At 60.7% G+C, this 22,338-nt stretch carries 20 protein-coding genes; 15 read left to right on the forward strand and 5 right to left on the reverse strand.

The window, feature by feature from the left end; translation table 11 throughout:
- Positions 1–22 precede the first annotated feature (22 nt).
- Genes P3T25_RS31915 through P3T25_RS31925 form a run of 3 tightly spaced genes read left to right on the forward strand, consistent with a single transcriptional unit; the run spans position 23 to position 3,972 of the window.
- Positions 23–1,993 carry a phospholipase D-like domain-containing protein gene (locus P3T25_RS31915; protein ID WP_266241228.1) on the forward strand — a complete coding sequence of 657 codons (1,971 nt, stop codon included), beginning with the start codon at positions 23–25 and terminating at the stop codon, positions 1,991–1,993.
- Positions 1,986–3,659: a tetratricopeptide repeat protein gene (locus P3T25_RS31920; RefSeq protein WP_429360873.1), complete on the forward strand. Its 1,674-nt coding sequence runs from the start codon at positions 1,986–1,988 to the stop codon at positions 3,657–3,659. Before P3T25_RS31915 ends, P3T25_RS31920 begins: the two co-directional genes overlap by 8 nt.
- Before the next feature lie 49 nt (positions 3,660–3,708).
- Positions 3,709–3,972 (forward strand): PAAR domain-containing protein, encoded by a 264-nt coding sequence (locus P3T25_RS31925; protein WP_154562036.1) that lies wholly within the window; start codon positions 3,709–3,711, stop codon positions 3,970–3,972.
- 235 nt (positions 3,973–4,207) lie between these two features.
- Here the strand turns inward: P3T25_RS31925 and P3T25_RS31930 are convergent, their stop codons facing one another.
- From P3T25_RS31930 to P3T25_RS31945, 4 genes are all read right to left on the reverse strand, one after another.
- Positions 4,208–4,555, reverse strand: coding sequence for a hypothetical protein (locus P3T25_RS31930; protein WP_154562034.1), 348 nt, complete (start codon positions 4,553–4,555; stop codon positions 4,208–4,210).
- A 413-nt stretch (positions 4,556–4,968) separates the two neighbouring features.
- The gene (gene istB / locus P3T25_RS31935; RefSeq protein ID WP_095418116.1) at positions 4,969–5,787 is read right to left on the reverse strand and encodes an IS21-like element helper ATPase IstB; all 819 of its coding nucleotides are present in this window, start codon (positions 5,785–5,787) and stop codon (positions 4,969–4,971) included.
- Positions 5,784–7,277, reverse strand: coding sequence for an IS21 family transposase (istA, locus tag P3T25_RS31940; RefSeq protein WP_429360876.1), 1,494 nt, complete (start codon positions 7,275–7,277; stop codon positions 5,784–5,786). The genes istB and istA overlap by 4 nt, the downstream gene beginning before the upstream one ends.
- Before the next feature lie 274 nt (positions 7,278–7,551).
- On the reverse strand, positions 7,552–8,070 hold the full coding sequence (locus P3T25_RS31945) for a hypothetical protein (protein WP_429360878.1): 519 nt from the start codon (positions 8,068–8,070) through the stop codon (positions 7,552–7,554).
- Between the two features lie 758 nt (positions 8,071–8,828).
- On the opposite strand from P3T25_RS31945, the gene P3T25_RS31950 reads away from it, so the two are divergent.
- The 11 genes from P3T25_RS31950 to P3T25_RS32000 all read left to right on the forward strand — a co-directional run bounded on the left by P3T25_RS31950 (position 8,829) and on the right by P3T25_RS32000 (position 18,892).
- Positions 8,829–9,587: a hypothetical protein gene (locus P3T25_RS31950; RefSeq protein ID WP_154558920.1), complete on the forward strand. Its 759-nt coding sequence runs from the start codon at positions 8,829–8,831 to the stop codon at positions 9,585–9,587.
- A 42-nt stretch (positions 9,588–9,629) separates the two neighbouring features.
- On the forward strand, positions 9,630–10,799 hold the full coding sequence (locus P3T25_RS31955; protein WP_429360881.1) for a transporter substrate-binding and LysM peptidoglycan-binding domain-containing protein: 1,170 nt from the start codon (positions 9,630–9,632) through the stop codon (positions 10,797–10,799).
- Positions 10,800–11,042: 243 nt separating this feature from the next.
- The gene (locus P3T25_RS31960) at positions 11,043–12,347 is read left to right on the forward strand and encodes an NAD(P)/FAD-dependent oxidoreductase (RefSeq protein ID WP_429360883.1); all 1,305 of its coding nucleotides are present in this window, start codon (positions 11,043–11,045) and stop codon (positions 12,345–12,347) included.
- Positions 12,344–13,195: a DUF1365 domain-containing protein gene (locus P3T25_RS31965; protein WP_429360885.1), complete on the forward strand. Its 852-nt coding sequence runs from the start codon at positions 12,344–12,346 to the stop codon at positions 13,193–13,195. Before P3T25_RS31960 ends, P3T25_RS31965 begins: the two co-directional genes overlap by 4 nt.
- A 12-nt stretch (positions 13,196–13,207) precedes the next feature.
- Complete coding sequence (locus P3T25_RS31970) at positions 13,208–14,419, forward strand: class I SAM-dependent methyltransferase (protein ID WP_429360887.1); 1,212 nt, start codon at positions 13,208–13,210, stop codon at positions 14,417–14,419.
- Between the two features lie 111 nt (positions 14,420–14,530).
- The gene (gene map, locus P3T25_RS31975) at positions 14,531–15,316 is read left to right on the forward strand and encodes a type I methionyl aminopeptidase (protein ID WP_429360941.1); all 786 of its coding nucleotides are present in this window, start codon (positions 14,531–14,533) and stop codon (positions 15,314–15,316) included.
- A gap of 185 nt (positions 15,317–15,501) precedes the next feature.
- Positions 15,502–16,035 (forward strand): GNAT family N-acetyltransferase, encoded by a 534-nt coding sequence (locus tag P3T25_RS31980; protein WP_154558926.1) that lies wholly within the window; start codon positions 15,502–15,504, stop codon positions 16,033–16,035.
- A 208-nt stretch (positions 16,036–16,243) separates the two neighbouring features.
- Positions 16,244–17,077, forward strand: coding sequence for a septum site-determining protein MinC (minC, locus tag P3T25_RS31985; protein WP_429360889.1), 834 nt, complete (start codon positions 16,244–16,246; stop codon positions 17,075–17,077).
- Positions 17,078–17,181: 104 nt separating this feature from the next.
- Positions 17,182–17,997, forward strand: a complete 816-nt coding sequence (gene minD, locus P3T25_RS31990) for a septum site-determining protein MinD (RefSeq protein WP_054035077.1) — start codon at positions 17,182–17,184, stop codon at positions 17,995–17,997.
- 14 nt (positions 17,998–18,011) lie between these two features.
- Positions 18,012–18,275, forward strand: coding sequence for a cell division topological specificity factor MinE (minE, locus tag P3T25_RS31995; protein ID WP_028196771.1), 264 nt, complete (start codon positions 18,012–18,014; stop codon positions 18,273–18,275).
- 305 nt (positions 18,276–18,580) lie between these two features.
- Entirely contained in the window at positions 18,581–18,892 is a 312-nt protein-coding gene (locus tag P3T25_RS32000) for a YXWGXW repeat-containing protein (protein WP_154558928.1), read from the forward strand.
- Positions 18,893–19,125: 233 nt separating this feature from the next.
- Here the strand turns inward: P3T25_RS32000 and P3T25_RS32005 are convergent, their stop codons facing one another.
- A complete protein-coding gene (locus tag P3T25_RS32005; RefSeq protein ID WP_429360892.1) occupies positions 19,126–20,541 on the reverse strand; it encodes a chloride channel protein in 1,416 nt (471 codons plus the stop codon).
- A 212-nt stretch (positions 20,542–20,753) separates the two neighbouring features.
- Between P3T25_RS32005 and waaC the strand changes: the two genes are divergently transcribed.
- On the forward strand, positions 20,754–21,764 hold the full coding sequence (gene waaC / locus P3T25_RS32010) for a lipopolysaccharide heptosyltransferase I (protein WP_429360894.1): 1,011 nt from the start codon (positions 20,754–20,756) through the stop codon (positions 21,762–21,764).
- Positions 21,765–22,338 lie beyond the last annotated feature (574 nt).

Raw genomic sequence — 22,338 nt, forward strand, 5'->3', positions numbered from 1 at the left:
CACTGATGACAAGGACCTGAACGTGGCCGACACCCTACAGTCCCAGAATCCGGCAACCGTCGCGATTGACGAACAGACCCGTACCGCGCAGGGGTCGGTGCAATGGTTACTGGAAAAACGCCAGGATATCGCGCCGATTACCTATGAGAACACGCTCGATTTCATGATCTGTGGCGAAGATGGATTCAGGTCGATCGCGAACGACCTGAAAAATGCTAAATCGACCGTGGAGATCATCTGCTGGGGGTTCGACCCAGGTATGGAACTCGTGCGCGGCGGCGACACGTGGCCGCGCGGGCAAACCTATGGGGCGTTGCTTGAAGAGATCACGACCCGCAAGGAGAACCCGGTTACGGTCAGGTTGATGGTCTGGTACGCCGAAACTGCCTCGGCCAAACAGAACAACGTACCCGGCTACTCCGACAATGGCCACAATCCATTCACCAATCCGGCGGCCTGGATAGTCGGCACTTCGTCGTCTCCCTACGACAGCAAGAAGCGCCAGGAATACTGTATTCAGTGGTGGAAAGACAATCTGCCGAAAGGCAATGTCAGCGGGAAAAATCCGCGTCTTCAGGTTGCATTCCGCTCCATCGAAACCGCCGATGCCCAGCACGCACTGGCCGACGAGGAGGACAAGCCGGTTTACGTGGCGGGGAATCCGGCTGATGAAACCGGTCTGATGGAAAATTATCCGACGCATCATCAGAAACCAATCCTTATCGATTACGCCTACGAAGAAGGGCGTTACGCAGTGGGTTACGTCATGGGACTGAACTCAGTGACCGACTACTGGGACACCACCGCCCACAAGATCGACGACCCGATACGGGAGGCGTTAGCCAAGGGCAAGCTCAAGGACGAGCAGGCGCACGAGGAGGCGACGCAAGGGCAACCCGCGACGAAAGGCTACGTGCACGGCAGACCGTACCAGGACTACGCGTGCCGCGTGGTCGGTCCCGCGCTCAAGCGGTTGCATCATAACTTCGTGAGCGACTGGAACATCTTCGCGCCAGACCATAAGGTCAACGAGCTGACGGACATACCGGCCAACATCCCGAAGGCGCCCAAAAATCCGGCACACGGCGTACAGATCGTTCGTACCCATCCGCGCGAGAAAGACAAGACGATCAAGGAACTGTACTATCAGGCGAGCAGTTTCGCCCGCAACTACATCTACATCGAGAACCAGTATTTTTTTTACCCCGCCTTCGCGCGTCAACTGAAGAAGACGCGGCAAACATTCTGCGAGGCCTGGGCGGCAAAGTCGGGCAAGCCCGTTTCGCAGATGCCGATGCTGCATCTGTTCATCGTTATCCCTCATCCAGAGGACGACGGGATGATTCCGCGCACGTATGACACGCTCACCGAGCTTGGCGCGAGCGACGGAATGTCCGCGCAGCGGAAGTACGTTGATGACGGCAATATCAGCCAGAACTATGCGGACGCAAAAACTATTACTGATACCGTCCAGACGCCGGACGGCCCCATCAGCACTGAACGCAAGGTGCTAGACCGCCCAAGCGCGCAGCAGCTTGCAGCCACAACTGGAATGAAAGTGAGTGTTGCCCGGTTGCGCACGAGCGGCCCGCACGGCGATGGCATGGCGTACCGCGAAATCTATATCCACTCCAAACTGATGATCATCGACGACGTGTTCCTTACGGTGGGTAGTGCAAACCTGAACCAGCGCAGCATGTCGTCAGACAGCGAAATCAATATCGGTGTGACCGGACTGGAATATGCTGGTTCGTTGCGCCAGGAGGTCTTCAGTCTGCATTCGGGCGGCGACATTCCCGGTAGTGGTAGCCCTACCGATTTGCCGGACGTTTTCAAGGCGTGGAATAAACGCATGGCACAAAATCGCGACATCCAGTTGGCGGGAAAGCAAAAGATGACAGGGTTTCTCCTGCCCTTCGAAGATCAACGTGCCACGAACACAATGCACGCCTCGGTGACGATGCCGTCTTCAGGAAATGCGGAATATGCCTAACATGTATCGATTCCGTATTGGGCTCATCGCCCTCGTTCTGCGATTTCTGGTCGCTAGCCTCGGTGTAATGGCCGCTGGCGCGCAGGCCAGCCCCTTTACTGCCCTCACCAGCAAGCTGAGCATCTCCATGTCCGACCTGCCGCGCTACGAAAAACTGCCGCTGTTCAATCCGCACCGCAAAGCCTTCACCTGCGTGTACCAGGACCAGCACCTCCCCCCTCTCGATCCGCAGGCCGAACTGTGGTTCCAGCAGGCATTGGCTCTCGATGATCCGAATGTCTATGTCACGAAACGTGACTACCCGAAGATTTATCAGTTGTACATGCAAGCGGCTGAACGCAATCACTGGAAGGCCATGCTCAATCTCGCCTCGCTGATTCTGAGCGACAATCCGGGCGTTCCGGAACACGATCCGGAAGCGGCGATTCGCTGGGTAGAGAAAGCGATGAAACTGGGGGTTCCTGACGCGTACGACATGATGGGCAGTTATCACCAGAACGGGATAGTCAAAGGCGGAAGTGCTACAAGCGCTTATGCTTTCTTCCAGCGCGCCGCCGATATGGGCAGCCCCTCCGCGCAGACCTTCCTGGGCTATAAGATGGCGGGTACCTATGACGACCCAGGTGAAGGGTTTTGGGGCAACTTACCCATTGCGACTCAGATGTTGGAGTGTGCGTTTGCGCAAGGCTATGGGGATGCCGCCGAAAAGCTGAGCCTGATCTACGCACGTCCCAATACCCCGGAAGCGAAGTTACGGGCACTCAAGATTCTGCACGAAGGCGTCAAACTTGGAAGTGCAAAATCCGCAAACAGTATTGCTCCCGAATTCAACGGCCTGGGTCTTAACGATGGCACCAATCTCGTCGGCCACATTGACAAGGCCCGTGCCCAGCGTTACAGCAAGCTTGGCGACGCGCTGGAGTTTTATGGTGGCCGTCTGAAGCTTCCCAATCTCGACAAGGTACTGCCCCTGCCTCCGGCCCCTTTGCCCAAATGGGACGGCGACGTGCAGACATTGATCGACGGCGCAAAGGCCGTGACACCACCGCCCAAACCGCAACAGGGCGCAGCACTGCAAGGGCGCGAATTCATTCCGCACGGATACGCTGTGTCGTCGGTGGAACAAAGCACGATGGCGGTTGCGGGCAACCAGATCGTGCCGCGCGACGGCTACTGGCTCGCGCTATACGGTCCAGCATCTGCTCCCAAGACCCAACTGATTCCCGCCCGCCGGAACACACCGGAGCGCTACCAGGCGGGTGAGCGTTTCGAGGCATCGTCTTCCGGCTGGCTCACCGCCGAACAGGTGCAATGGCATTACCTCGGTGAGGCCTATGTCCTACCCCCACAGCGGGACGATTTCCTGAAGCACATGATTGACGCAGGGTTCCTGCGCGAGATTCCGCAACCGGCTTCGCAAGTCAGGTGCAGTGGACAGCAGCGCTGTCCCCAAACCGGCATATGGGAAGGCCATGTTGCCAGCGATCATCCGATGGCCGTGCTGTACAACCGGTGGGATCAGCAGGCGTTCGTCGAGAAAGATCACGCATTTCCGCATCCCGGTGAGCGTTTCATCGACGCGGCGATCGCCGATGTGCAATGGACGTATCTTGGCAGTCCGAACGCGGAAACTGGCATGGCCGGTGTACGCGAGATCGATTTGTGATTAAGTCGGATCGGCAGGCCGTAGCACCGGCCAAAGTTGGAGGAAGTTGATGGTTCGTCAGGTCATTGTGGTTGGCGATACGCTGGCCCCTCACGGAGGCACCGTTACGACCGGTTCGAATGCCGACATCGTGGACGGCAAACCGGTTGCCCGCAAGGGCGATACAGTCGAGTGCAAGGAGCACGGTACCCAGACGATCGCGGAAGGTGACGGGAACAGCATGTTCGGTGGTGCTCCGGTTGCACTGCACGGGCATCGTGCGACGTGCGGCTGCACGCTGGTGAGCCGCTGTTCGACGGTGACCATGTCTTGACCTCGGGCGCAGTGGCGAGGAGTAGCACAACAACTTGTTCGATTGCGTCCAGCCTAATAGGCATTGCTTCGCGTCGCGCTTCACACTTGAGCGGTTGGACGCCGTAATCCTCGTTCGAGGAATTGACGTTCGGTGGCGCTCCTGCGAGGGCCACCGAGGCATCCTTAACGTACGTTCTTGCCGATCTGCGGTCGTCGGAATCGTGATGATGGCGGCCAAAGCCGCCATCATCTACTTAGTGCTTCGTTTCACTGGCAGGCGCGAGGCTGAGAGCGACAGCCTTGGTTTTGTCATCATGTGAGCAACAAGCCACTATGTGTCCCGTCAGCATGCCCCGATACAAGTCCACATCGATCTTTGCCCGTCGCTCCGACTGACTGGCAATGCCTTCCAAAGCCTCGACCAACTGCGCATTGTCTTCGGGTGACCATTCGCCAATCCGGATCGACTGCGCAATCGCCGCCAGCCGTCCAAACTGCTGCACATAGAAATCCCCAGCGCTAGCCGCTGCGTCGAGCAGCCCTTCGATGAACTCATCGCGCGTACGGGGTTTGGAAAAAGAAGAGGGGGTATTCGAAGTCATAAAAGCGCTCCCGATGGGTGATCAAAAAGCGCCCGCATCCGCTGTCATCGGGTGAGCGGGCACAAGACAAGGTTGACAGACCGGTACCCATCCACCGGCAGACCCCGAAAGGTCTCCTTGCCATGGCCCGCCCATAGACGTGCGAAGGCAACACACATGAAAACGCCGCTTGCGCGGCCTTGTGCGGATGGGGTGATTCGGGCTGTCAAACCCGGCCACCCTTGTCTAGGCGGCACCCAAAAGTATAAATCACCGCACCCAACTGGAGGCCAACCACCCAGGCAAATCGGTATCTTCTTCACGCTCTAAGTCCGCCACATTTGCATCCATCGTTGCGGTTCTAGACAGCGTCAAGCAGCACGGCCGGTCAGCGACAACTATTTTGGCCGGTCAACGGGTGTAGTTGTCGCTGGCTAATTCATAGTTGTCGCGCCTCCATCGTAATTGTCGTTGGGTAATTGTCGCCGGCGCGCGCTCTGTTTGTCGCTGGCCTTTCGACGGCGATAGCTTTCCACATTCAGTTCAAAGATCGTCGAGTGATGGACGAGCCGGTCGATGGCTGCGACCGTCATGCCGGGGTCGGGGAACACGTCATTCCAGCCAGAGAACGGCTGATTGGCCGTTATTAAAAGACTTTTGCGCTCATACCTCTCGGCGATCAGTTCGAACAGTACGCTGGTTTCGGCCTGGTCCTTGCGCGCGTACGACAGGTCATCCAGGATGATGAGATCGAAGCGATCGAGCTTCGCGAGCGCGGATGGCAGTTGCAGGCTCTGCCGTGCAGCCTGCAGCTTCTGGACGAGTTCGCTGGTGCGCGTGAACAGCACTCGGTAGCCAGCGTCGATCAGCGCGTGTCCGATGGCCGATCCCAGATGACTCTTGCCGGCACCAGGCGGCCCGAACAGGAGAATCGTGGCGCCTTTCTCCAACCAGGATTCCCCGGTTGCCAGCGCAGTGACATGCGCCTTCGAGACCATCGGCACCATTCCGAAGTCGAAGGTGGCAAGTGTCTTGGTCGGGTCCAGATGCGACTCGGTTCGGTGGCGCTCGATGCGTCGTTTGGCTCGCTCGGCCAGTTCGTGCTCGAGCAATGCGCCGAGCAGCCGTGAAGCCTGCCAGCCTTCCTTGTCAGAGCGTTCCGCGAACTCGGGCCACAACCTGCCGATCGTCGGCAGGCGCAGCTCGTTGAGCATCAGGGCCAGACGACCGTTCTCATAGGCGGGTGCGTTCATGCGGCCGCCTTGTCGAGCAGTTCGTCATAGACTGCGATGGGAGGCATCTCGACCACCACCTCGGGACACAGCGCCTCACGCGGAGCGAATTCGTCGCGCAACTGTTTCAGGTCGGGCAGTTCGCCGACTACGAGCAACGCATCAAGCCGCTGCGCCAGCAACGCTTCAACGCCGTGGTGCCCTGCAAGTTCGAGCAACCCCACCATGGTCTTGCATGCCTGACGTTGCGTCAGTTGTGCCTCCAGCCGCTCCCAGGTCCGGCGGTAGGCATCGCGCGGAAACAGCGCGTCGCGAAACGCAAGTCCCCTGAACGCCTGAGGCTTGCGCTTGAGAGAGTCAATGAAGTGACGGTAATCCAGCGCGTGGCGGTTGTCGGCGGCACGGGAGCCTCGCGGCGTACTGTGCACCAGCGCGCCCGACAGATAGCAGTCGAGCCGGTCACCGTAGAGACGCACCTTCAGGCGGTGGCCGATCAGGCGCGACGGCGCGCTGTACAGGATGCCGCGCACGGTGAACGTGCTGCAACGGGTCACGAGCGCCTCTTCCTCGACGAAGTCAGTGGTACGGCGTTCAGGCAAATCCTGCAACTGTGTGCGCTCAATGCGAAACGCCGCGGCGTTACGCCGGTTCCGGCGCATCACCACCTCACGGATGAATTCATCGTAGGCCGCCCGGTCAGCGAAGTCGCGATGGCCGCGCAGCATCAGGGCCTGGTCGACCGCTTCCTTCAGATACCGATGCGAGGATTCCACGCTGCCGTTCTCGTGGCCCAAGCCGCGGTTATTGCGCGTGCCCTCCATGCCGTAATGGTCGAGTAACGCCGCATAGCGCGTCGTGAAGTCCTCCTGCTCCTGCAGGTTCTTGAAGGCGGCCGACAAGCTGTCAGAGCGATGTTCGTGCGGGCTGCCGCCCGCCTGCCATAGCGCGTTCTGCAATCCCGCAGCAAGGGCCTCGAAACTCTCGCCACCCTCAACAACGTTCGCATACTCCCAGCGCGAGAACGCCAGTACGAAGTGATACAGCCGGTGGCCAAACGGGGCGCCGCCGATCGTCACGCACAGCTTGCTCATATCGGTGAAGTCCGACAGTCCGCGCACGCCGGGCTGATGCTCCTGGGGGAAGAACACCTCCAGGCTAGGCCCTTCGAGTGCCCGCCACTGGCGAATACGTCGCTCCAGCGTGCGACGCATGCTATCGGGATATCGATCCGGGTGATCATCCTGCAGCTTGCGCAAGATCGTGATGCCCATCAGGTTGGGCGCGTTGCGCAGCAACGGTACAACTTCGCTGTCCCATACGTCGACGAAGGGATCAGGGCGGGTCCGCCATGATTGACGCGGCTTCTGGGAGGGCAACGTGGCATCGCGCTCGATGCGGCGTGCCGTACGGACGCTGATGCCGGTCTTGGCGGCCGCGACTTCCTGCGGATAGTGTTTGCGCTTGTTCATGTAGAGACGAACCTGTTGGTCGGTAATGCGGGTTCCAGACATGAGCTGACCGCTTTTTATTTAAGCTTCGATCAGCCCATCCTAAAGCCCCGTCGACCTGGCGCCGCCGGTGGTTCGTCGTCTCCGGCGGCTACGCCGCCTCCAACTCCTCACCACCGGCCAAAACAATCGTCAACGACCGGCCAAGACAATTGTCGCCGCCCAGGTTCATAGATACGCAAATGTGGTCGCGTGTATCGCGACCGGACGGAGGCAGCATTTCTCTCGCCCCGACATTGGCGATCGGACGACATTGCGTTTACCCGCAAACTCCAGATCAGAAGCCATGCCAAACAGAAAGCGTCGCACCCGTATCGTGTGAATGCAGAACTGCCACACGTGCAGTTCCAGAAAAGACCCAGTCTTCGACGGTCAACGACAGTCTTCGCTGCGGTTGCGCACCGAGCGTTAGAGTCGCGTTCGGCAACTGGACTATCGAGAGTTGCGGCGCCGTCGACGGACCCAGATTGAGGTAACTCGATGCCTGCTGCGGCGCCGCCTCAGGCGTCGGTGTGGCGCTACCGGCGCCAAATCGGAAATCGCGGGTCGCCTGCGTGCTATAGAAATTATCGACTTGCGCGTAAAACGGCTTTCCCTGATCCGATTGATATTCCATTTCATAACGGTGCAGATACCGTTGCGGTTCCGGAATGGGCGGAACAACCGTCTCGGGCAGAGGCGCGATATTCGCAACGGTCATCTCTGCGGGCGCGTCGATGACAACGCCACCCGCGAACGCATATCCGCTCAGAATAAAAAATATTGCGCCGACAATCCTTTCGTTCAGGCAGGTCATGGCCATGCCTCCAATGAAGGAATTGAAACGTCACGCTACTGACCGCTATGCCTGAATGGACCGCCGACCGCCCCTACAATTTCGTTTTTATCAATACATTGTAGTCAGCCCTTCGCTTCTGGCTAGCAATGTATGCAGCGCCCCCGCGCTCCGGAGATTGATGCGGACACGGTAAGGCCTGGCGCGCGAGCGGCCCAGGCCGGCACCTTGAACACATTGGATATGAAACGTTAATTTGAATCGATCGACGTTCTCGGCCTTTGTCCCTGCCGCCGCCGACATAGGGATCATTTGATCCTTGTGCTCCCTGCATCGCCCGTTTGATCGCGCTGCGTGACTTCCTTCACGACCCAACTTCGCTTCATCCCAAACGAAGCAAAAAAAAAGCGAGCACAGCACCGAATTTATGCCATTCGCATACTCGACGTGCGTTTTCCCGCTCACATGGACGAATTCAGCCTCAGCGGACACGGGAGTTGAAAGCAATTAGAAAATAATCCGATGCTTGCTTGTCATAAATATTTCCGCCTGAATCCGACACGCGCAGCTCTTGCCCACTAGAGATCGATTCGAGTTCATGACCCGCCGAATTACGGTGAAAAAGAAGTGGCACTTCCCGAGTCGCCTGAGTGCCTGTAAAGTCATACAGCGTTTTCGCGTCGAGCCCAAAAACACAGACGCCAAACGCACCGCCACCACGATGTCCCGAACAGTTTGCAAGACCAGTTTTGTAAAACAGGCTTCAAAAGGGGATTCACATGTCAGTCGGCAATTCGGTCGTTGACACGACCAAAAGCAGCACGAAATACAAAGTCATCAAGTGGTCGATTATCGGGCTGTGCATCGCAATCGGCGCGCCGCTCGCCATCCTGCTGGTCAAAGGCCTGGTCGGCCTGATCCTCGCGGCGGTGATCGGGCTTGCGGCGATCAACTTCGGTCCCGTTCTCGCCATGAAGTTCGCGAACCAGAAGGTCAAGATGTTCGTGAACGAAGCAAAGTCGAACCCGATCGAGACGCTCTACAACGAACTGGCCGAAAAGCAGGAAGGGGCCGAGCGGTTCAAGAAGAGCATCACCGATTTCCGCACCGAAGTGAAAAACTTCGAAGATAAAACCGCGCAGTTCAAAAAACAGTATCCCGAAGACGCGGCCCGTTTCGAGACCCAACTCGCGACGATGAGAAAACTGCTCGCGTTTCGCGAAGGGCGCTATAAGCAGGTTCAGGACGAACTCAAGCGATTCTCCGACGCGATTGATCGGGCCAAAGCGCTGTGGGACATGTCGCAATCCGCGCAACGCATGAACAAGATCGCCGGCATGCAAACCAGCGACACTTTCGCGCAAATCAAAACGGACGCCGCGCTCGACTCCGTGATGAACTCGGTCAACAAAGCATTTTCCGAAATGGAAACGTCGCTGATGGAAAGCGCGGAAGTGCAGCAAGCCAAGGCCGCTACCGAGCTGGGCGCTATCAGTCCGCCCGCCCAGCAACTCGGCTCGCCCGCAGCGCCCAAATAATCAGGCGCGCACCGCTCGACTACTCAACTCGATCAAAAAACAATGAAGAAAATTCTGGGTTCGGTTCTTTTCCTGATCTTGCTCGCTGCCGGTTGGTATATCCACGAAGGCGGCCTGAAAAATCCGCTTAACAGCAGCCAGAGTGCCGACAAAGACACCGTCGCGGTGAACGGCGGGGTGAATGGCGTCGACACAGGCAACCCCAGCAGCGCCGACGTCAAAACACCAGCCCCGAGCAATCCGGACGGTTTCGTGCCCAACAAGGACACGCTGAAGTCGATCCTGAGCAACGGTGTCGTACGCGTCAGCGTCGAAAATCCATCGCGGCCGTTTTACTCGGAAGACAACGGCAAGGCGCAGGGCTTCAACGTCGACTTCGCCAATCTGCTGTTCGCCCAGAAAGAGTTTACCTCGGGCGACCATCCGACGATCGTGGTCGACACGCACCACGGCGTGGACACGTATCCGGCAGTCCCCGATCAGCTGACGAAAACCGACAAGCAGGGCAACGCGGTCGTCGACGTCGCCATGGACGGCCTGACGTTCCCCGACAACACCCCGAGCGGCGTCGTCTATTCGATTCCCTATGTCGAGGACTTCGGCTATTCGTTGATCGTCGCCAAGGGTTCGTCGGTCCGCTCCGCAGCCGATCTGGCGGGCAAAACGGTCGGCGTGCTGCAGGGCGATCCGGACGTGAAAGCGTATGTCCAGAAAGCGTTCCCGAATAGCAAGATCGTCGAGTTGTCGGATGCGAGCATCGAAGGTCAGCGCTCCTGGATGTCGCACTTCCTGGACGAGCATCAGGTCGACGCCATCGTCTACGACTATCCGTTCGGCGTATCGGAGATTAAGGGCACCGACCTGACGTTCGCTGTCACGAAGCTGGACGGCTCCAACCTCGCGTACAAAATCGGCGTACGCAAGGAAGACAGCGCGCTGCTGATCTACCTGAACTCCGCGATCGCGAAGGTCAAGCAGTCGCCGGCCTATCTGGACCTGCTGCGTAAATACTTCATCAGCGACCAGGTGCTCACCACCGCTGCGACCGGCGGCGAGAAGACCTACGTGGTCCGCTCCGGCGACACGCTGAATGCCATTGCCGCGAGCCAGTTGGGAAGCGGTGCGCGATTTGTTGAAGTGCAGAAGCGCAATAACCTGCCGAACCCCAACCTTATCCTTATCGGTCAGCACTTGATCATTCCGGTGCGCTGACGCGGTAGATTTTTCTGCCGGGCCCTCGCGGCCCGGCATGAACAACTCTCCCCGATTGCCAATGTGAGCACGCCGCACGCCGGCTAGCTCTGTCTCGCCGGGTCGCGTGCCCGTGTCTGCCGCCCAAAATCCGCCAGATTTGCATCCGTTTCAACCCCCGCTGCGTAAATCCTTTCAAGGACGCGCAACCCCCTCCATACCTCACGAACCGACCGCGCGCCCGTGAAACCAGGAGACGCGCCAATGACCCATTCCGCACCGACCTCACCACTACCGTGCGGCTCGCGGGTCGCGGTCATCGGCGCCGGTATCTCGGGTTTGGCCAGCGCCTACCTGCTGGCGCGCAATCATCAGGTCACGCTATTTGAATCGGCAGGCTACGCGGGCGGCCACACCAACACCGTGGACGTCACGCTCGAGGGTCACACGCATCCCGTCGACACGGGCTTCCTGGTTTTCAACGACCGCACCTATCCGAACCTGATCGCGCTGTTCGCCGAGCTGGGCGTCGAGTCGCACCCGAGTGAGATGACTTTCTCGGTCTCGCTCGACGAAGGCCGTCTCGAATGGGCCGGCACCAGCCTGAATACGGTGTTTGCGCAACGTCGCAACCTGTTCTCGCCAACCTTCATCGGCATGCTGCGCGACATCATGCGTTTCAACAGCAGTGCGCAAAGCAATCTCGAGCTCGCGATGCAAACACGCACATCGATGGGCGAACTGCTAGCGGCCGGTGGCTACGGCGGCGCGTTCCAGCGCCACTACCTGCTGCCGATGGCCGCGGCGATCTGGTCGAGCGCGACCGCCGACATCCTCGCTTTCCCGGCCACCACGTTCCTGCGTTTTTGTCTGAACCACGCGCTGCTTCAGGTGAATCGCCGGCCGCAGTGGAAAACGGTGGTCGGAGGAGGGCGCGAGTATGTGCGGCGTATCGTCGGCACGCTCGACGACGTCCGCATCTGTACAGCAGTCAAAGGCGTGCGACGCGATGGCGACGGCGTCGACGTCTTCACGGACAAAGGCACGGAGCGTTTCGACGCGCTGGTGCTCGCCACCCACGCGCCGACCTCGCTGCGTCTGCTGGACAACGACGTCGATCAGGACGAGCGCAGCGTGCTAACCGCCGTGCGCTATCAGCCGAACGTCGCGGTGCTGCATACGGATACGAATCTGCTGCCGCGTCGTCAGCGTGTGTGGTCGGCGTGGAATTATCTGGGGTGCCGCGCGGTCGACGGCACGCATCCGGTGTGTGTCAGTTATCTGGTCAATCAACTGCAGCCGCTGCCGTTCAGGACGCCCCTCGTCGTCACGCTCAATCCGGTTATGCAGCCGGCACCGGGCACCGAACTGCGCCGCTTCGTCTACGACCATCCGTTGTTCGATCTGGCCGCCATCGATGCGCAACACCGTCTGCCGTCGCTGCAAGGCAAGCGCCGCACCTGGTTCGCGGGCGCGTGGACGGGCTATGGTTTTCACGAGGACGGTCTGAAATCGGCACTGCGCGTGGCCGCCGATTTCGACGCGTCGCCGGCGTGGGCCAGGCTATGAATCCCGCTCGCGTCGAAACCAACGCTGAACCGGCTGCCTGGCTTTTGACGGGCCAGGTGATGCACGAGCGTCTGCGGCCGAAGCATCATCGCTTCACGTATCCGGTGTTTTGCGTGCGCTGCGATCTGGATCGTCTTGCGTCACTCGATAGCGGCTGGTTCGGTGTCGATCGCTGGCGGCCGCTCAGCTTGCACCAACGCGATCACGGCCCACGTGACGGCAGCGATCTCGCCACATGGATGCGCGCGCAACTATCGGCGGTGGGTATTGAAGCAGCGGACGGCAAGATCTGGCTGCAAGCGTTCCCACGTGTGTTCGGCTATGCGTTCAATCCGGTCAGTTTCTGGTTTTGCCACGATCGCGATGATCATCTGCGCGCGCTGCTGGCTGAGGTGCGCAACACATTTGGCGATCGTCACAGCTATCTCCTGAGTGCTGCGGGCAACGCGCCGATTACGGCCGAAACGGAACTTAAATGCCGAAAAGTGCTGCACGTGTCGCCGTTTTGCCGCGTCGAGGGGACCTACGAATTTCGTGTGAGAGAGACGCCAAACAGCGCGTCGGTCTCGATCGATTACCACGACGTTGGCGGTTTGCTGATCCGCACGGCGCTGGGTGGCCGATTAAAACCCTTAACGCGCTCGACAGCGCTCGCCGCGCTGCTCCGTCAGCCGTTGCTGACCGTCGGCGTCGTCGCACGAATTCATTGGCAGGCGTTGCGCCTCGCCATCAAGAAAGTGCCGTTCTACGGCAAACATCCTGCGCCGAGCCGCACCGCTGACGCACCTACCGATCAAACCGCAGCCAGCCAACCGTCCGCCGCTGCGCGCCCCATTTCGTCCGATTGAGGAGATTCAGCCATGGCGCTTTCGAGAACAATGAGCGAACACCGAACCATCCCCGCGTCGGGACGTCTGTTTCTCTCTCTGCTCGAACGGATTCAGGTTGGGCATCTGGTATTGATCACGCCCGACGGTCAGCAGCGTGTGTTCGGCAATCCGCACGCGGCGCCGGGCGCGCGCCTGGAACTGTGCGACTGGCGTGCGTGCGGCGCGATTCTGCGCAAAGGCGATATCGGTTTCGCCGACGCATGGCGCGCGTTCTGGGTCGACACGCCTGATCTGGCCGCCTTGCTGCGCGTGGCGATTCGCAACGAGCGCGCGCTGCAACGCACGGTCTACGGCGGCTGGCTCGCGCAACTCTGGTACGGGCTGCGTCATAAGTTGAGGCCCAATACGCGTGCGGGCAGCCAGCGCAATATTCACGCGCACTACGATATCGGCAACGCGTTCTACGCGCAGTGGCTGGATTCGACGTTCACCTATTCGAGCGCGGTGTTCGACGGCAATTTCTATCAATCGCTCGAAGCGGCACAGCACGCGAAGTATCAACGCATCATCGACACGCTTGGTTTGCGCGAAGGCATGCGCATTCTGGAAATCGGCTGCGGGTGGGGCGGTTTTGCGATGCACGCGGCGCGCCAGGGTATCCACGTGCACGGCATAACGATCTCGCAGGCGCAACTCGAATTCGCCCAGCAGCGTGTGAGCGAAGCAGGCCTGAGTGATCGAGTGCATCTTGAACTACGCGACTACCGTACGCTGACGGGCCAATACGACAGCATCGTATCGATCGAAATGTTCGAAGCCGTCGGCGAAAAATTCTGGCCGACGTACTTCGGCATCTTGCGCGAGCGTCTCCTGCCTGGCGCACGCGCGCTCGTACAAACCATCACGATCGACGACTCGCACTTCGCCGCCTATCGCGCAACCAGTGATTTCATCCGCGAATTCATTTTCCCGGGCGGCATGTTGCCGAGTCCGCAGCGTTTCATCGAAGCAGCGCGGCGTGGCAAGCTCACGGCGCGCACGTCGTTGGCATTCGGGCGCGATTATGCGGAGACCCTGCGCCGCTGGCGCAGTGCGTTCGAAGCGCAACTCGATACGATCCACACGCAAGGCTTCGATGAGATTTTCGTGCGGACGTGGCGGCTGTATCTGGCGTATTGCGAAGCCGGCTTCGACGAAGGACGCACGGACGTGATGCAATTCGTGCTCACATCGGCGGACTGATATGCGTGTGCTCGCGGCGAATTCGGCGAGCGGACCCGGCTCGCGGAGGCCCTCCGGCGATCCTCTGTACAATTGGCCGATCGTCAACATCGTTTCACCCCCACCGAATTCATGGCCATTACCTACAAGACTCCTGACGACATCGCCAAGCTGCGCATTTCCGGCCGCCTTGCGGCCGACGTACTGGCGATGATCGGCGAGCACGTCAAGGCCGGTGTCTCCACCGACGAGCTCGACGCACTGTGCAACGACTACATTGTCAATACGCAAAAGTCGATTCCGGCAAATGTTGGCTATCTGGGTTTTCCGAAGACGGTTTGCACGTCCGTCAACCAGGTGGTGTGCCACGGCATTCCCAACCGCAGCGAAATCCTGAAAGATGGCGACATCATCAATATCGACGTCGCGATCATCAAGGACGGCTATTTCGGCGACACCAGCCGCATGTATTGCGTCGGCCAGCCGAGCACGGTGGCGCGCCAACTGATCGACACGACCTATGAAGCGATGCTGGCCGGCATCCGCGAGGTCAAGCCAGGCGCCACGCTCGGCGACGTCGGCTACGCGATCCAGAAGATCGCGCAGCGCGACGGTTTCTCGATCGTGCGCGACTATTGTGGGCATGGCATCGGCAAGGTTTATCACGAAGACCCGCAAGTGTTGCACTACGGTCAGCCGGGGCAGGGCGTGCGTCTGAAGCCGGGCATGGTCTTCACGATCGAACCGATGATCAACGCGGGCCGCGCCGGCACCGCGGTGCAGCGTGACGGCTGGACCGTGGTCACCAAAGACCGTTCGCTGTCGGCGCAATGGGAGCATATGATCGCCGTGACCGAAGAGGGCTACGAGCTGCTGACGCCGTGGCCGGACGGCACTGGCAATTACGAAGCGCCTTGAACGCAGTGGTCAGCGCGCCTGACGAACCGGCTATCAAGACGGTGGGCGTGCGAATTGCTGCGCAGCGAGCGCGCGGCGCCTGCACCAGGAACCGCCGCTGCAGTCCGATCCAGCAAATAAGGATTTGACTCTCGCGCCGGTTCGGTTAAAGCTATGCCTTAGGGTTTCAAGGGGTTTTCGTCTGCATGAGTCCGTCATTGACCGTTCGCCGTATCGCCGCTGATCAGGGCGCTGTTTTCCGCGAACTCCGTACTGCGTCGCTGCGGGAGGCGCCCTATGCCTTCGGCGAGACGCTAGAGGACGCGTTGTCGGCGGATGCCGCCACCTTCGACGCCACCGCTGCCGAACACGCTGTTTCGTTCATCTTCACCAGTTTCATCCTCTATACCGAGGGCCATCCGGCAGGACTAGTCGAGGCCTATTTCGACGACACCGCGGCGCGGCGCGCGTTCGTCTGCGAGTTGTGGGTGGCGCCGGCCGTGCGTCATCTGCGAGGCGGCGAGTTGCTGGTCGACACCGCCAGCGCCTGGCTCGCGGGCGAAGGCGCCATGGAAATCTACGCGTGGGTCGCCGACGCCAATCGCAATGCGATGCGCTTTTACGAGGCGCTCGGCTTCGGTCCCACCGGCGAGCATCGGCGCGTCGTGCGTGCGCCCGAGCAGGCCGAAAGCCTGCTGGTGCGGCACGTGCCGACCACGTCGCAGGTATTTCAGCAGTGATCCCGCGAGCGGCGCGTCAGCCTGCCGCTCACATCCCATCCGCGTCGCTACAGCGTTCATGGCCGAATGACCGGCCAGAACGCGGCCTGAATGGCCGAGGCGTGGCCACGTCATGGGTGTTCAGGCCGCCGTGGTGCGTTCTGTCGGCAAAAAAACTCGCTCCCCGCCTGGACGCCTGTAAAATACGCAAAATTTTTTGCCGAACGCTATGTCGCCCAAGAAATCGCCCTTTTTCGAACTCCGCAGCGGCTCTGTCGACACGCTCCTGTTTGTGGTCAAGACAACCGACCTCGACGCAATGCGTGCCGAACTGACCCGGCGCTTCGAGGCGACCCCCGAATTTTTCGCTAACGACGTCGTCGCGATCGACGTGCGCCGGCTCGCCGAGAACGAACGCGTGCCGCTCGCCGACATCGCGCAACTGCTCGACAGCGTGCGCATGCGCCCGGTCGGCGTGGTGGCCAATGCGCAGCAGACGTGGGCGGCGGAATCCGCGCTGCCGTTGCTCGAAGCGCGCGACCGTCGCGGCGCATCTGCTAAATCCGCTGACGAGGAAGCCGCCAATGCTGCCGCTACGGCGCCGGCAACCACCGCAGCGACGGCGACGCCGCCGGCCGATCTGTTTTCGGCAGCAGACGGCACGCCGGCCACGGCCGCCGCGGTCGAACCTGCGCCGGCCGCCGAGCCCGTGCGTCTCGCCACCTCGTCGCAGACCATGGTGGTCGACAAGCCGTTGCGCTCGGGCCAGCGCATCTACGCAAAGGGCGATCTGGTCGTGCTCGGTCTGGTGAGCTACGGCGCGGAAGTGATCGCGGAAGGCAACATCCATATTTACGCGCCGCTGCGCGGCCGGGCGTTGGCCGGCGTGCAGGGCAATCACGACGCGCGCATTTTCTGTACGTGTCTCGAGCCGGAACTCATCTCGATCGCGGGCATCTATCGGACGACCGAGAACCCGCTGCCGGCCGACGTGCTCGGCAAGCCGGTGCAGATCTGGCTCGAAGAAGAAAAGCTGATGATCGAACCGTTGCGGCTCACCTGATCGACGTGAAGCGCGCGCTGCCCTGCACGTACACGGCGCGCGGCGTTCCACGGCAAATATGGCCGCACATAATTGACGAATTTGACGAACACAGGGTAAGGGTAATGGCAAAAATCATTGTGGTGACTTCGGGCAAGGGTGGCGTGGGCAAGACGACCACGAGCGCGAGTTTTGCATCGGCCCTCGCATTGCGTGGCAGCAAAACCGCCGTGATCGACTTCGACGTCGGCCTGCGTAACCTCGACCTCATCATGGGTTGCGAGCGCCGTGTGGTGTACGACCTGATCAACGTGATCCAGGGCGAAGCCAACCTGAACCAGGCGCTGATCAAGGACAAGAAGTGCGAGAACCTCTTTATTCTCCCGGCCTCGCAGACCCGTGACAAGGACGCGCTGACGCTGGAAGGCGTCGAGAAGATCATCAACGACCTGATCGCGATGGACTTCGAGTACATCGTCTGCGATTCGCCGGCGGGTATCGAATCGGGCGCGCTGCTCGCCATGCACTTCGCCGACGAAGCGCTGATCGTGACCAATCCGGAAGTCTCCTCGGTGCGCGACTCGGACCGTATCCTCGGCATCCTGTCGTCGAAGACCAAGCGCGCAATCGAAAGCAAGGAGCCGATCAAGGAACACCTGCTGATCACCCGCTACAACCCGAAGCGCGTGAGCGAAGGTGAAATGCTGTCGCTGACCGACATCCAGGAAATTCTGCGCATCGATCTGATCGGCGTGATTCCGGAATCGGAAGCGGTGCTGCATGCGTCGAACCAGGGGCTGCCGGCTGTGCACCTCGACGGTACCGACGTCGCCGAAGCCTATAAAGATGTCGTGTCGCGTTTCCTCGGCGAGCAGAAATCGCTTCGCTTTACCGATTACCAGAAGCCAGGGCTGCTGCAGCGCCTCTTCGGCACCAAGTAAGGGGAGCGCACGTCATGTCGATTCTTTCGTTTTTGCTGGGCGAGAAGAAGAAGTCCGCGTCGGTAGCGAAGGAACGCCTGCAGTTGATCATCGCGCATGAGCGCGCCGGCGGCCATGCGCCTGCCGATTACCTGCCTGCGTTGCAACGCGAACTGGTGGCCGTGATTTCAAAGTACGTGAAAATCTCCAATGACGATATTCGTGTGAGCCTGGAACGCCAGGACGATCTCGAAGTGCTCGAGGTCAAGATCGAAATACCGCAGGCGGGTTCCGCGTAACGTGCTGCGCGCTCTGTTTCGTCCCGTCGATGTGACGTGACGAGGTGGGGCGCGTAAGCGCTGCTGTTGCTGTTGTGATGCGTTCTTTGTATCCGTTGTGTCCTCCCGCCGTTTCCCTCGCAGTCGTCCCCGCTACTTCTGTGTTCATGTGCACCCGCACAGGCCTTCGCACGCCTGCATTTCGCGCGGCGAAATAGTCCGTTGCACTTCAGCATGCGCCGTTACACGCCCACAGTCAGCGCCTTCGTCCCCTCGTGCATTAAACGGATAACGCCGCATCCGGTGTCCATCCAAAGAGGGAAAACATGAACAAGACCTTTCGCTTGCTGATCGCCAACGCTGTTCTGATCGCTGCCGGTGCATCCGCTGTGGCCTCCGCTTCGGCCGAGGAAGTCGTCGTGATCGCGCCGTCCGCACCGCCGGCCGTGCGTTACGAAGCCGTGCCGGCGCCGCGTGTCGGTTATGTGTGGGATCACGGTCATTGGCGTTGGGACCACGGCCGCTATGTGTGGGACGCGGGCCACTGGCAGGCCGAACGCGTCGGCTACCACTGGGTGCCGGGCCATTGGGTCGAACACGGTCCGAACTACCGCTGGGTCGAAGGCCACTGGGCGTAAGTCCACCGGCTTCAACAGTGTGCGGCACGGCGGAATCGACACCGCTCGTGCCGCTCCCTCCAGTTTGACGACACAGGCGCCGCTCGTGCGTCCGGCGTAGCGCTTGCCTGTGTTTCAGAGGAACACGTGATGAAAAAGAATCTGCTCCTGATCGCCGTACTGGCGGTCATGCTGGCCGGTTGCGTGGTGGTGCCGGCACGGCCGGTTTATATGCGCGCGCCGGCGGTTGTGGTTTACTGACGCGGGGCGCCGTCTTCAGCAGGCGCATCGCCCGTGATCTCATCGACGACCGCCGGTTCGGGCGCGTCGACTTCGGGTACTTCCGGCACCGGCGCGGATGCCGGCTGCGGCAGCGGCGCCATATAGCGCTGTGCCAGCGACTCATACAACGGCGGCGCGAAGAAGCGCGCCACACGGCTCGCAATCAACGCGGTGGCCATCAGCGAAATCACCAGCGCATGACCATCGATCATCTCCATCACGATCACAAACGACGTAATCGGCGACTGCGTGACCGCAGCCAGATAACCGACCATCGCGAGGGCGATCAGCATCGGCAATTGCATCGAATCGAACACCATGTGCAGCAGATTGCCGAAGCCCGCGCCGATCGACAGCGACGGTGCGAAGATGCCGCCCGGAATGCCCGGCAGATACGAGCCGACCATCGAGATCATCTTCAGAAACGGATAGAACACGGACAGGTGCTCGTGTCCGTCGAGCAGTCCGCGAGCTTCCGCATAGCCGCTGCCGAAGGTCGTGCCGCCGGAGATGAGGCCGACCACCGCGATCACGAAACCGCACAGCGCGGCGAACGCGACCGGCCGCTCGCCGTGCAACTGACGCAGCGGCGCCGGAATCCAGCGCGCGGTGTTCAGCAGCAGCCAGCCGAACACGCCGCCCGCAATACCGGTGACGATTGCCGTGAGCACGACGGCCACTGCCAGCAGATCGGGGAAGTGCGCGCCGATCTGGATGGTGCCGAAATAGGTGTAGTTGCCGTTCAGCCCCAGCGCGATCACGCCGGCGATGATGATCGCCGTAATCAGCACGCCGCTGGCGCGGGCCTCGAAGCTGCGCGTGAGTTCCTCGATCGCGAACACGATCCCCGCCAGCGGCGTATTGAACGCCGCGGACAAACCCGCTGCCGCGCCTGCAAGCACCAGTTGCCGTTCGATCTGCGCGTTCGAGCGTGGATACAGCCGCCGCAGATTGAACATCAGCGCCGCGCCGACCTGCACGGTCGGCCCTTCGCGGCCGATCGTGAAGCCACCGAGAATCGCCAGAAACGACACGGCGATCTTGCCGAACAGAATCCGGAACGACAGCAGTCGCACGCCGTATTCGCCGGGCCTGGCATGCAGGGTGGCGATGACTTGCGGAATGCCGCTGCCTTCGGCGCCGCGGAAGAACTTGCGCGTGAGCCAGACGGCGAGCGCCGCGACCGCGGGCGTGACGATCAACGGCGCCCACACGTGCCGCTGCTGCATGGTGCGGAATTCGCCGTAGCCCCAATCGATCAGCCTGGCATACAGCACCGCCACCAGGCCGACCGCGATCGCGCCGAGCCAGAAGATGCCGTATTGACGCCACAAGCGTCTGGCGCGACGCACGATGCCGGAAGAGAGGGGAGGAAGTGCCCGGGACATGGGGATGTGCTGGCGCAAAGGCTGAATTATAAAGCGTGCTCTATCGTTTCAACTGTATGAAAGTATTTTGAAATATAGTAAAAAGGCTATTCGTAAGGCGCGCAGTGTAACGCTCTGTATTAATGAACGTACGGCGCACTGGAGCGTTCGGTGAAGATTATTCCAATCGTCGGCTAAAATGTTTGGATGTTCGAACAATTAATAGGTCCTCAATGAAGCGAGTCCTTATCGTCAAGGTCACTTCGCTCGGCGATATCGTGCAGGCGTTGCCAGTCGCCGCCGACATAAAACGCGCGTTTCCAGGCGTTGAAGTGGACTGGGCGGCCGACGAGGCCTTCGCCGAACTGGTGCATTGGAGCACGAGCGTCGACCGGGTGCTTTGCGCGCCGCTGCGCCGTTTCAAGAAGGCGCGCCGCTGGGGCGATTTCAAGGCGATCGCGGCGTCGATCGCCGAATTGCGCGCCTATCGCTACGACTACATCATCGATATTCACGGCGTGTACAAGAGCGCGATCATCGCCTTTCTGGCGCGTTCGTCGAAGCGTATTGGCTACCAGTCACAGGATCTGGGCGAGCGGGGCGCCGCATTTGCCTATACGGGGCGTTTTGGCCCGCGTCCGCAGCGCTGCGATGCGTGGCATGGCATGCGCATCAGCGCGAGCGAGGCGCTGGGTTACGAGGTCGAAGGCCCGGCCGTCTACAATCTGCGCCTGCCCGAGCCGGCCACCGCGCCGTTCGCGGCTGACAGCGCGCCGGTCGCGGCACTGTTTCACGCCACTTCCAAAGATGACAAGAAGTGGCCGCTGCCTCATTGGGTGGCGGTCGGTCGCGAGTTGGCGCAGCGCGGTTTCCATGTGGTGCTGCCGTGGGGCTCGGAAGGCGAGCGCGCCGAGGCGGAGCAGATTGCGTCGCAGGTGCCGGGCTCGACCGTCCTGCCGAAGCTGAACGTGACCGAAATCGCGCAGATGATCGACGCGTGCGCGCTGGTGGTCGGGACCGATACGGGTTTCGTTCATCTGGCGCATGGATTGCAGAAGCGCACGGTCATGATTTTTGTGGCGACCCCGCCATCGCATTTCGGCATCGAAGCGCCGTTCCGCTCGATTTCGATCGGCGACGGCCACTCAGTGCCGCCGATCGCCGAGGTACTGGAGGCGATCGATTACGTGCACAGCGAACCGCGCGCTGCCGTCGCCATCCAGCACGGATCGGCCGCAGCCTGAGCGCAGCTTCGCAGCGCTTTCGCGCAATCGTTTGGCTAAAAGAAAAGAGGCGCGACGCGCAGGCGCCCAATCAAACGAGCGCTGCCACGGAACGCCTCCGAAAAGCGCCCGCGTCGGGGAACTACGGGCGGAGAGGAATCGCTGCAATGAACAAACTGACTCACGCACTGAGCGGCCACGTCGCGTAGCCGACTCAGTTCTACAGTGACCGCCGGCCGACGGTCGAGTTCAACGGCGCATTCATCAAGACAAGCCGCGCGCGTGCCGGCAGATTCGCGTGCCGCTTATCGGCGTGCCGCGGGCGGCTACTCGTGGCCGCTCCCAGCGTTTGGATCGGCGCCGCGCATTACACGCCTGTTAAATCTGTCGCTTTTCGTTGAGTGCCTAATTGGCTACTTGCGCGCGCTTTCGCGTGGTTACTGGCTCAGCCACGGCGCATGGAAACGCGCACTCGATACCCATAATCAGCGCCGCGATTCGCGCACCCGCCACGGGCAGGGCTTGCGCGGCGCACGCATGTTCAAAGCAGTATAGGCGGTGTTTTTGTCTGATGTGAGTCTGTCGTCGCCATGCT

Origin of the sequence: Paraburkholderia sp. GAS32, assembly GCF_050434225.1 — a bacterium.
GTDB classification, from domain to species: Bacteria; Pseudomonadota; Gammaproteobacteria; order Burkholderiales; family Burkholderiaceae; genus Paraburkholderia; species Paraburkholderia madseniana.

Bases quoted from the DNA above. Each gene is read 5' to 3' on its own strand.
- istA (WP_429360876.1), bottom strand. From the start codon at position 7,277: ATGTCTGGAACCCGCATTACCGACCAACAGGTTCGTCTCTACATGAAC.
- P3T25_RS31955 (WP_429360881.1), top strand. From the start codon at position 9,630: ATGAAGAAAATTCTGGGTTCGGTTCTTTTCCTGATCTTGCTCGCTGCC.
- minD (WP_054035077.1), top strand. From the start codon at position 17,182: ATGGCAAAAATCATTGTGGTGACTTCGGGCAAGGGTGGCGTGGGCAAG.
- P3T25_RS31960 (WP_429360883.1), top strand. From the start codon at position 11,043: ATGACCCATTCCGCACCGACCTCACCACTACCGTGCGGCTCGCGGGTC.
- P3T25_RS31950 (WP_154558920.1), top strand. From the start codon at position 8,829: ATGTCAGTCGGCAATTCGGTCGTTGACACGACCAAAAGCAGCACGAAA.
- P3T25_RS31920 (WP_429360873.1), top strand. From the start codon at position 1,986: ATGCCTAACATGTATCGATTCCGTATTGGGCTCATCGCCCTCGTTCTG.
- waaC (WP_429360894.1), top strand. From the start codon at position 20,754: ATGAAGCGAGTCCTTATCGTCAAGGTCACTTCGCTCGGCGATATCGTG.
- P3T25_RS31945 (WP_429360878.1), bottom strand. From the start codon at position 8,070: ATGACCTGCCTGAACGAAAGGATTGTCGGCGCAATATTTTTTATTCTG.
- map (WP_429360941.1), top strand. From the start codon at position 14,531: ATGGCCATTACCTACAAGACTCCTGACGACATCGCCAAGCTGCGCATT.
- P3T25_RS32000 (WP_154558928.1), top strand. From the start codon at position 18,581: ATGAACAAGACCTTTCGCTTGCTGATCGCCAACGCTGTTCTGATCGCT.
- P3T25_RS32005 (WP_429360892.1), bottom strand. From the start codon at position 20,541: ATGTCCCGGGCACTTCCTCCCCTCTCTTCCGGCATCGTGCGTCGCGCC.
- istB (WP_095418116.1), bottom strand. From the start codon at position 5,787: ATGAACGCACCCGCCTATGAGAACGGTCGTCTGGCCCTGATGCTCAAC.
- minC (WP_429360889.1), top strand. From the start codon at position 16,244: ATGTCGCCCAAGAAATCGCCCTTTTTCGAACTCCGCAGCGGCTCTGTC.
- P3T25_RS31970 (WP_429360887.1), top strand. From the start codon at position 13,208: ATGGCGCTTTCGAGAACAATGAGCGAACACCGAACCATCCCCGCGTCG.
- P3T25_RS31965 (WP_429360885.1), top strand. From the start codon at position 12,344: ATGAATCCCGCTCGCGTCGAAACCAACGCTGAACCGGCTGCCTGGCTT.
- P3T25_RS31925 (WP_154562036.1), top strand. From the start codon at position 3,709: ATGGTTCGTCAGGTCATTGTGGTTGGCGATACGCTGGCCCCTCACGGA.
- P3T25_RS31980 (WP_154558926.1), top strand. From the start codon at position 15,502: ATGAGTCCGTCATTGACCGTTCGCCGTATCGCCGCTGATCAGGGCGCT.
- minE (WP_028196771.1), top strand. From the start codon at position 18,012: ATGTCGATTCTTTCGTTTTTGCTGGGCGAGAAGAAGAAGTCCGCGTCG.
- P3T25_RS31930 (WP_154562034.1), bottom strand. From the start codon at position 4,555: ATGACTTCGAATACCCCCTCTTCTTTTTCCAAACCCCGTACGCGCGAT.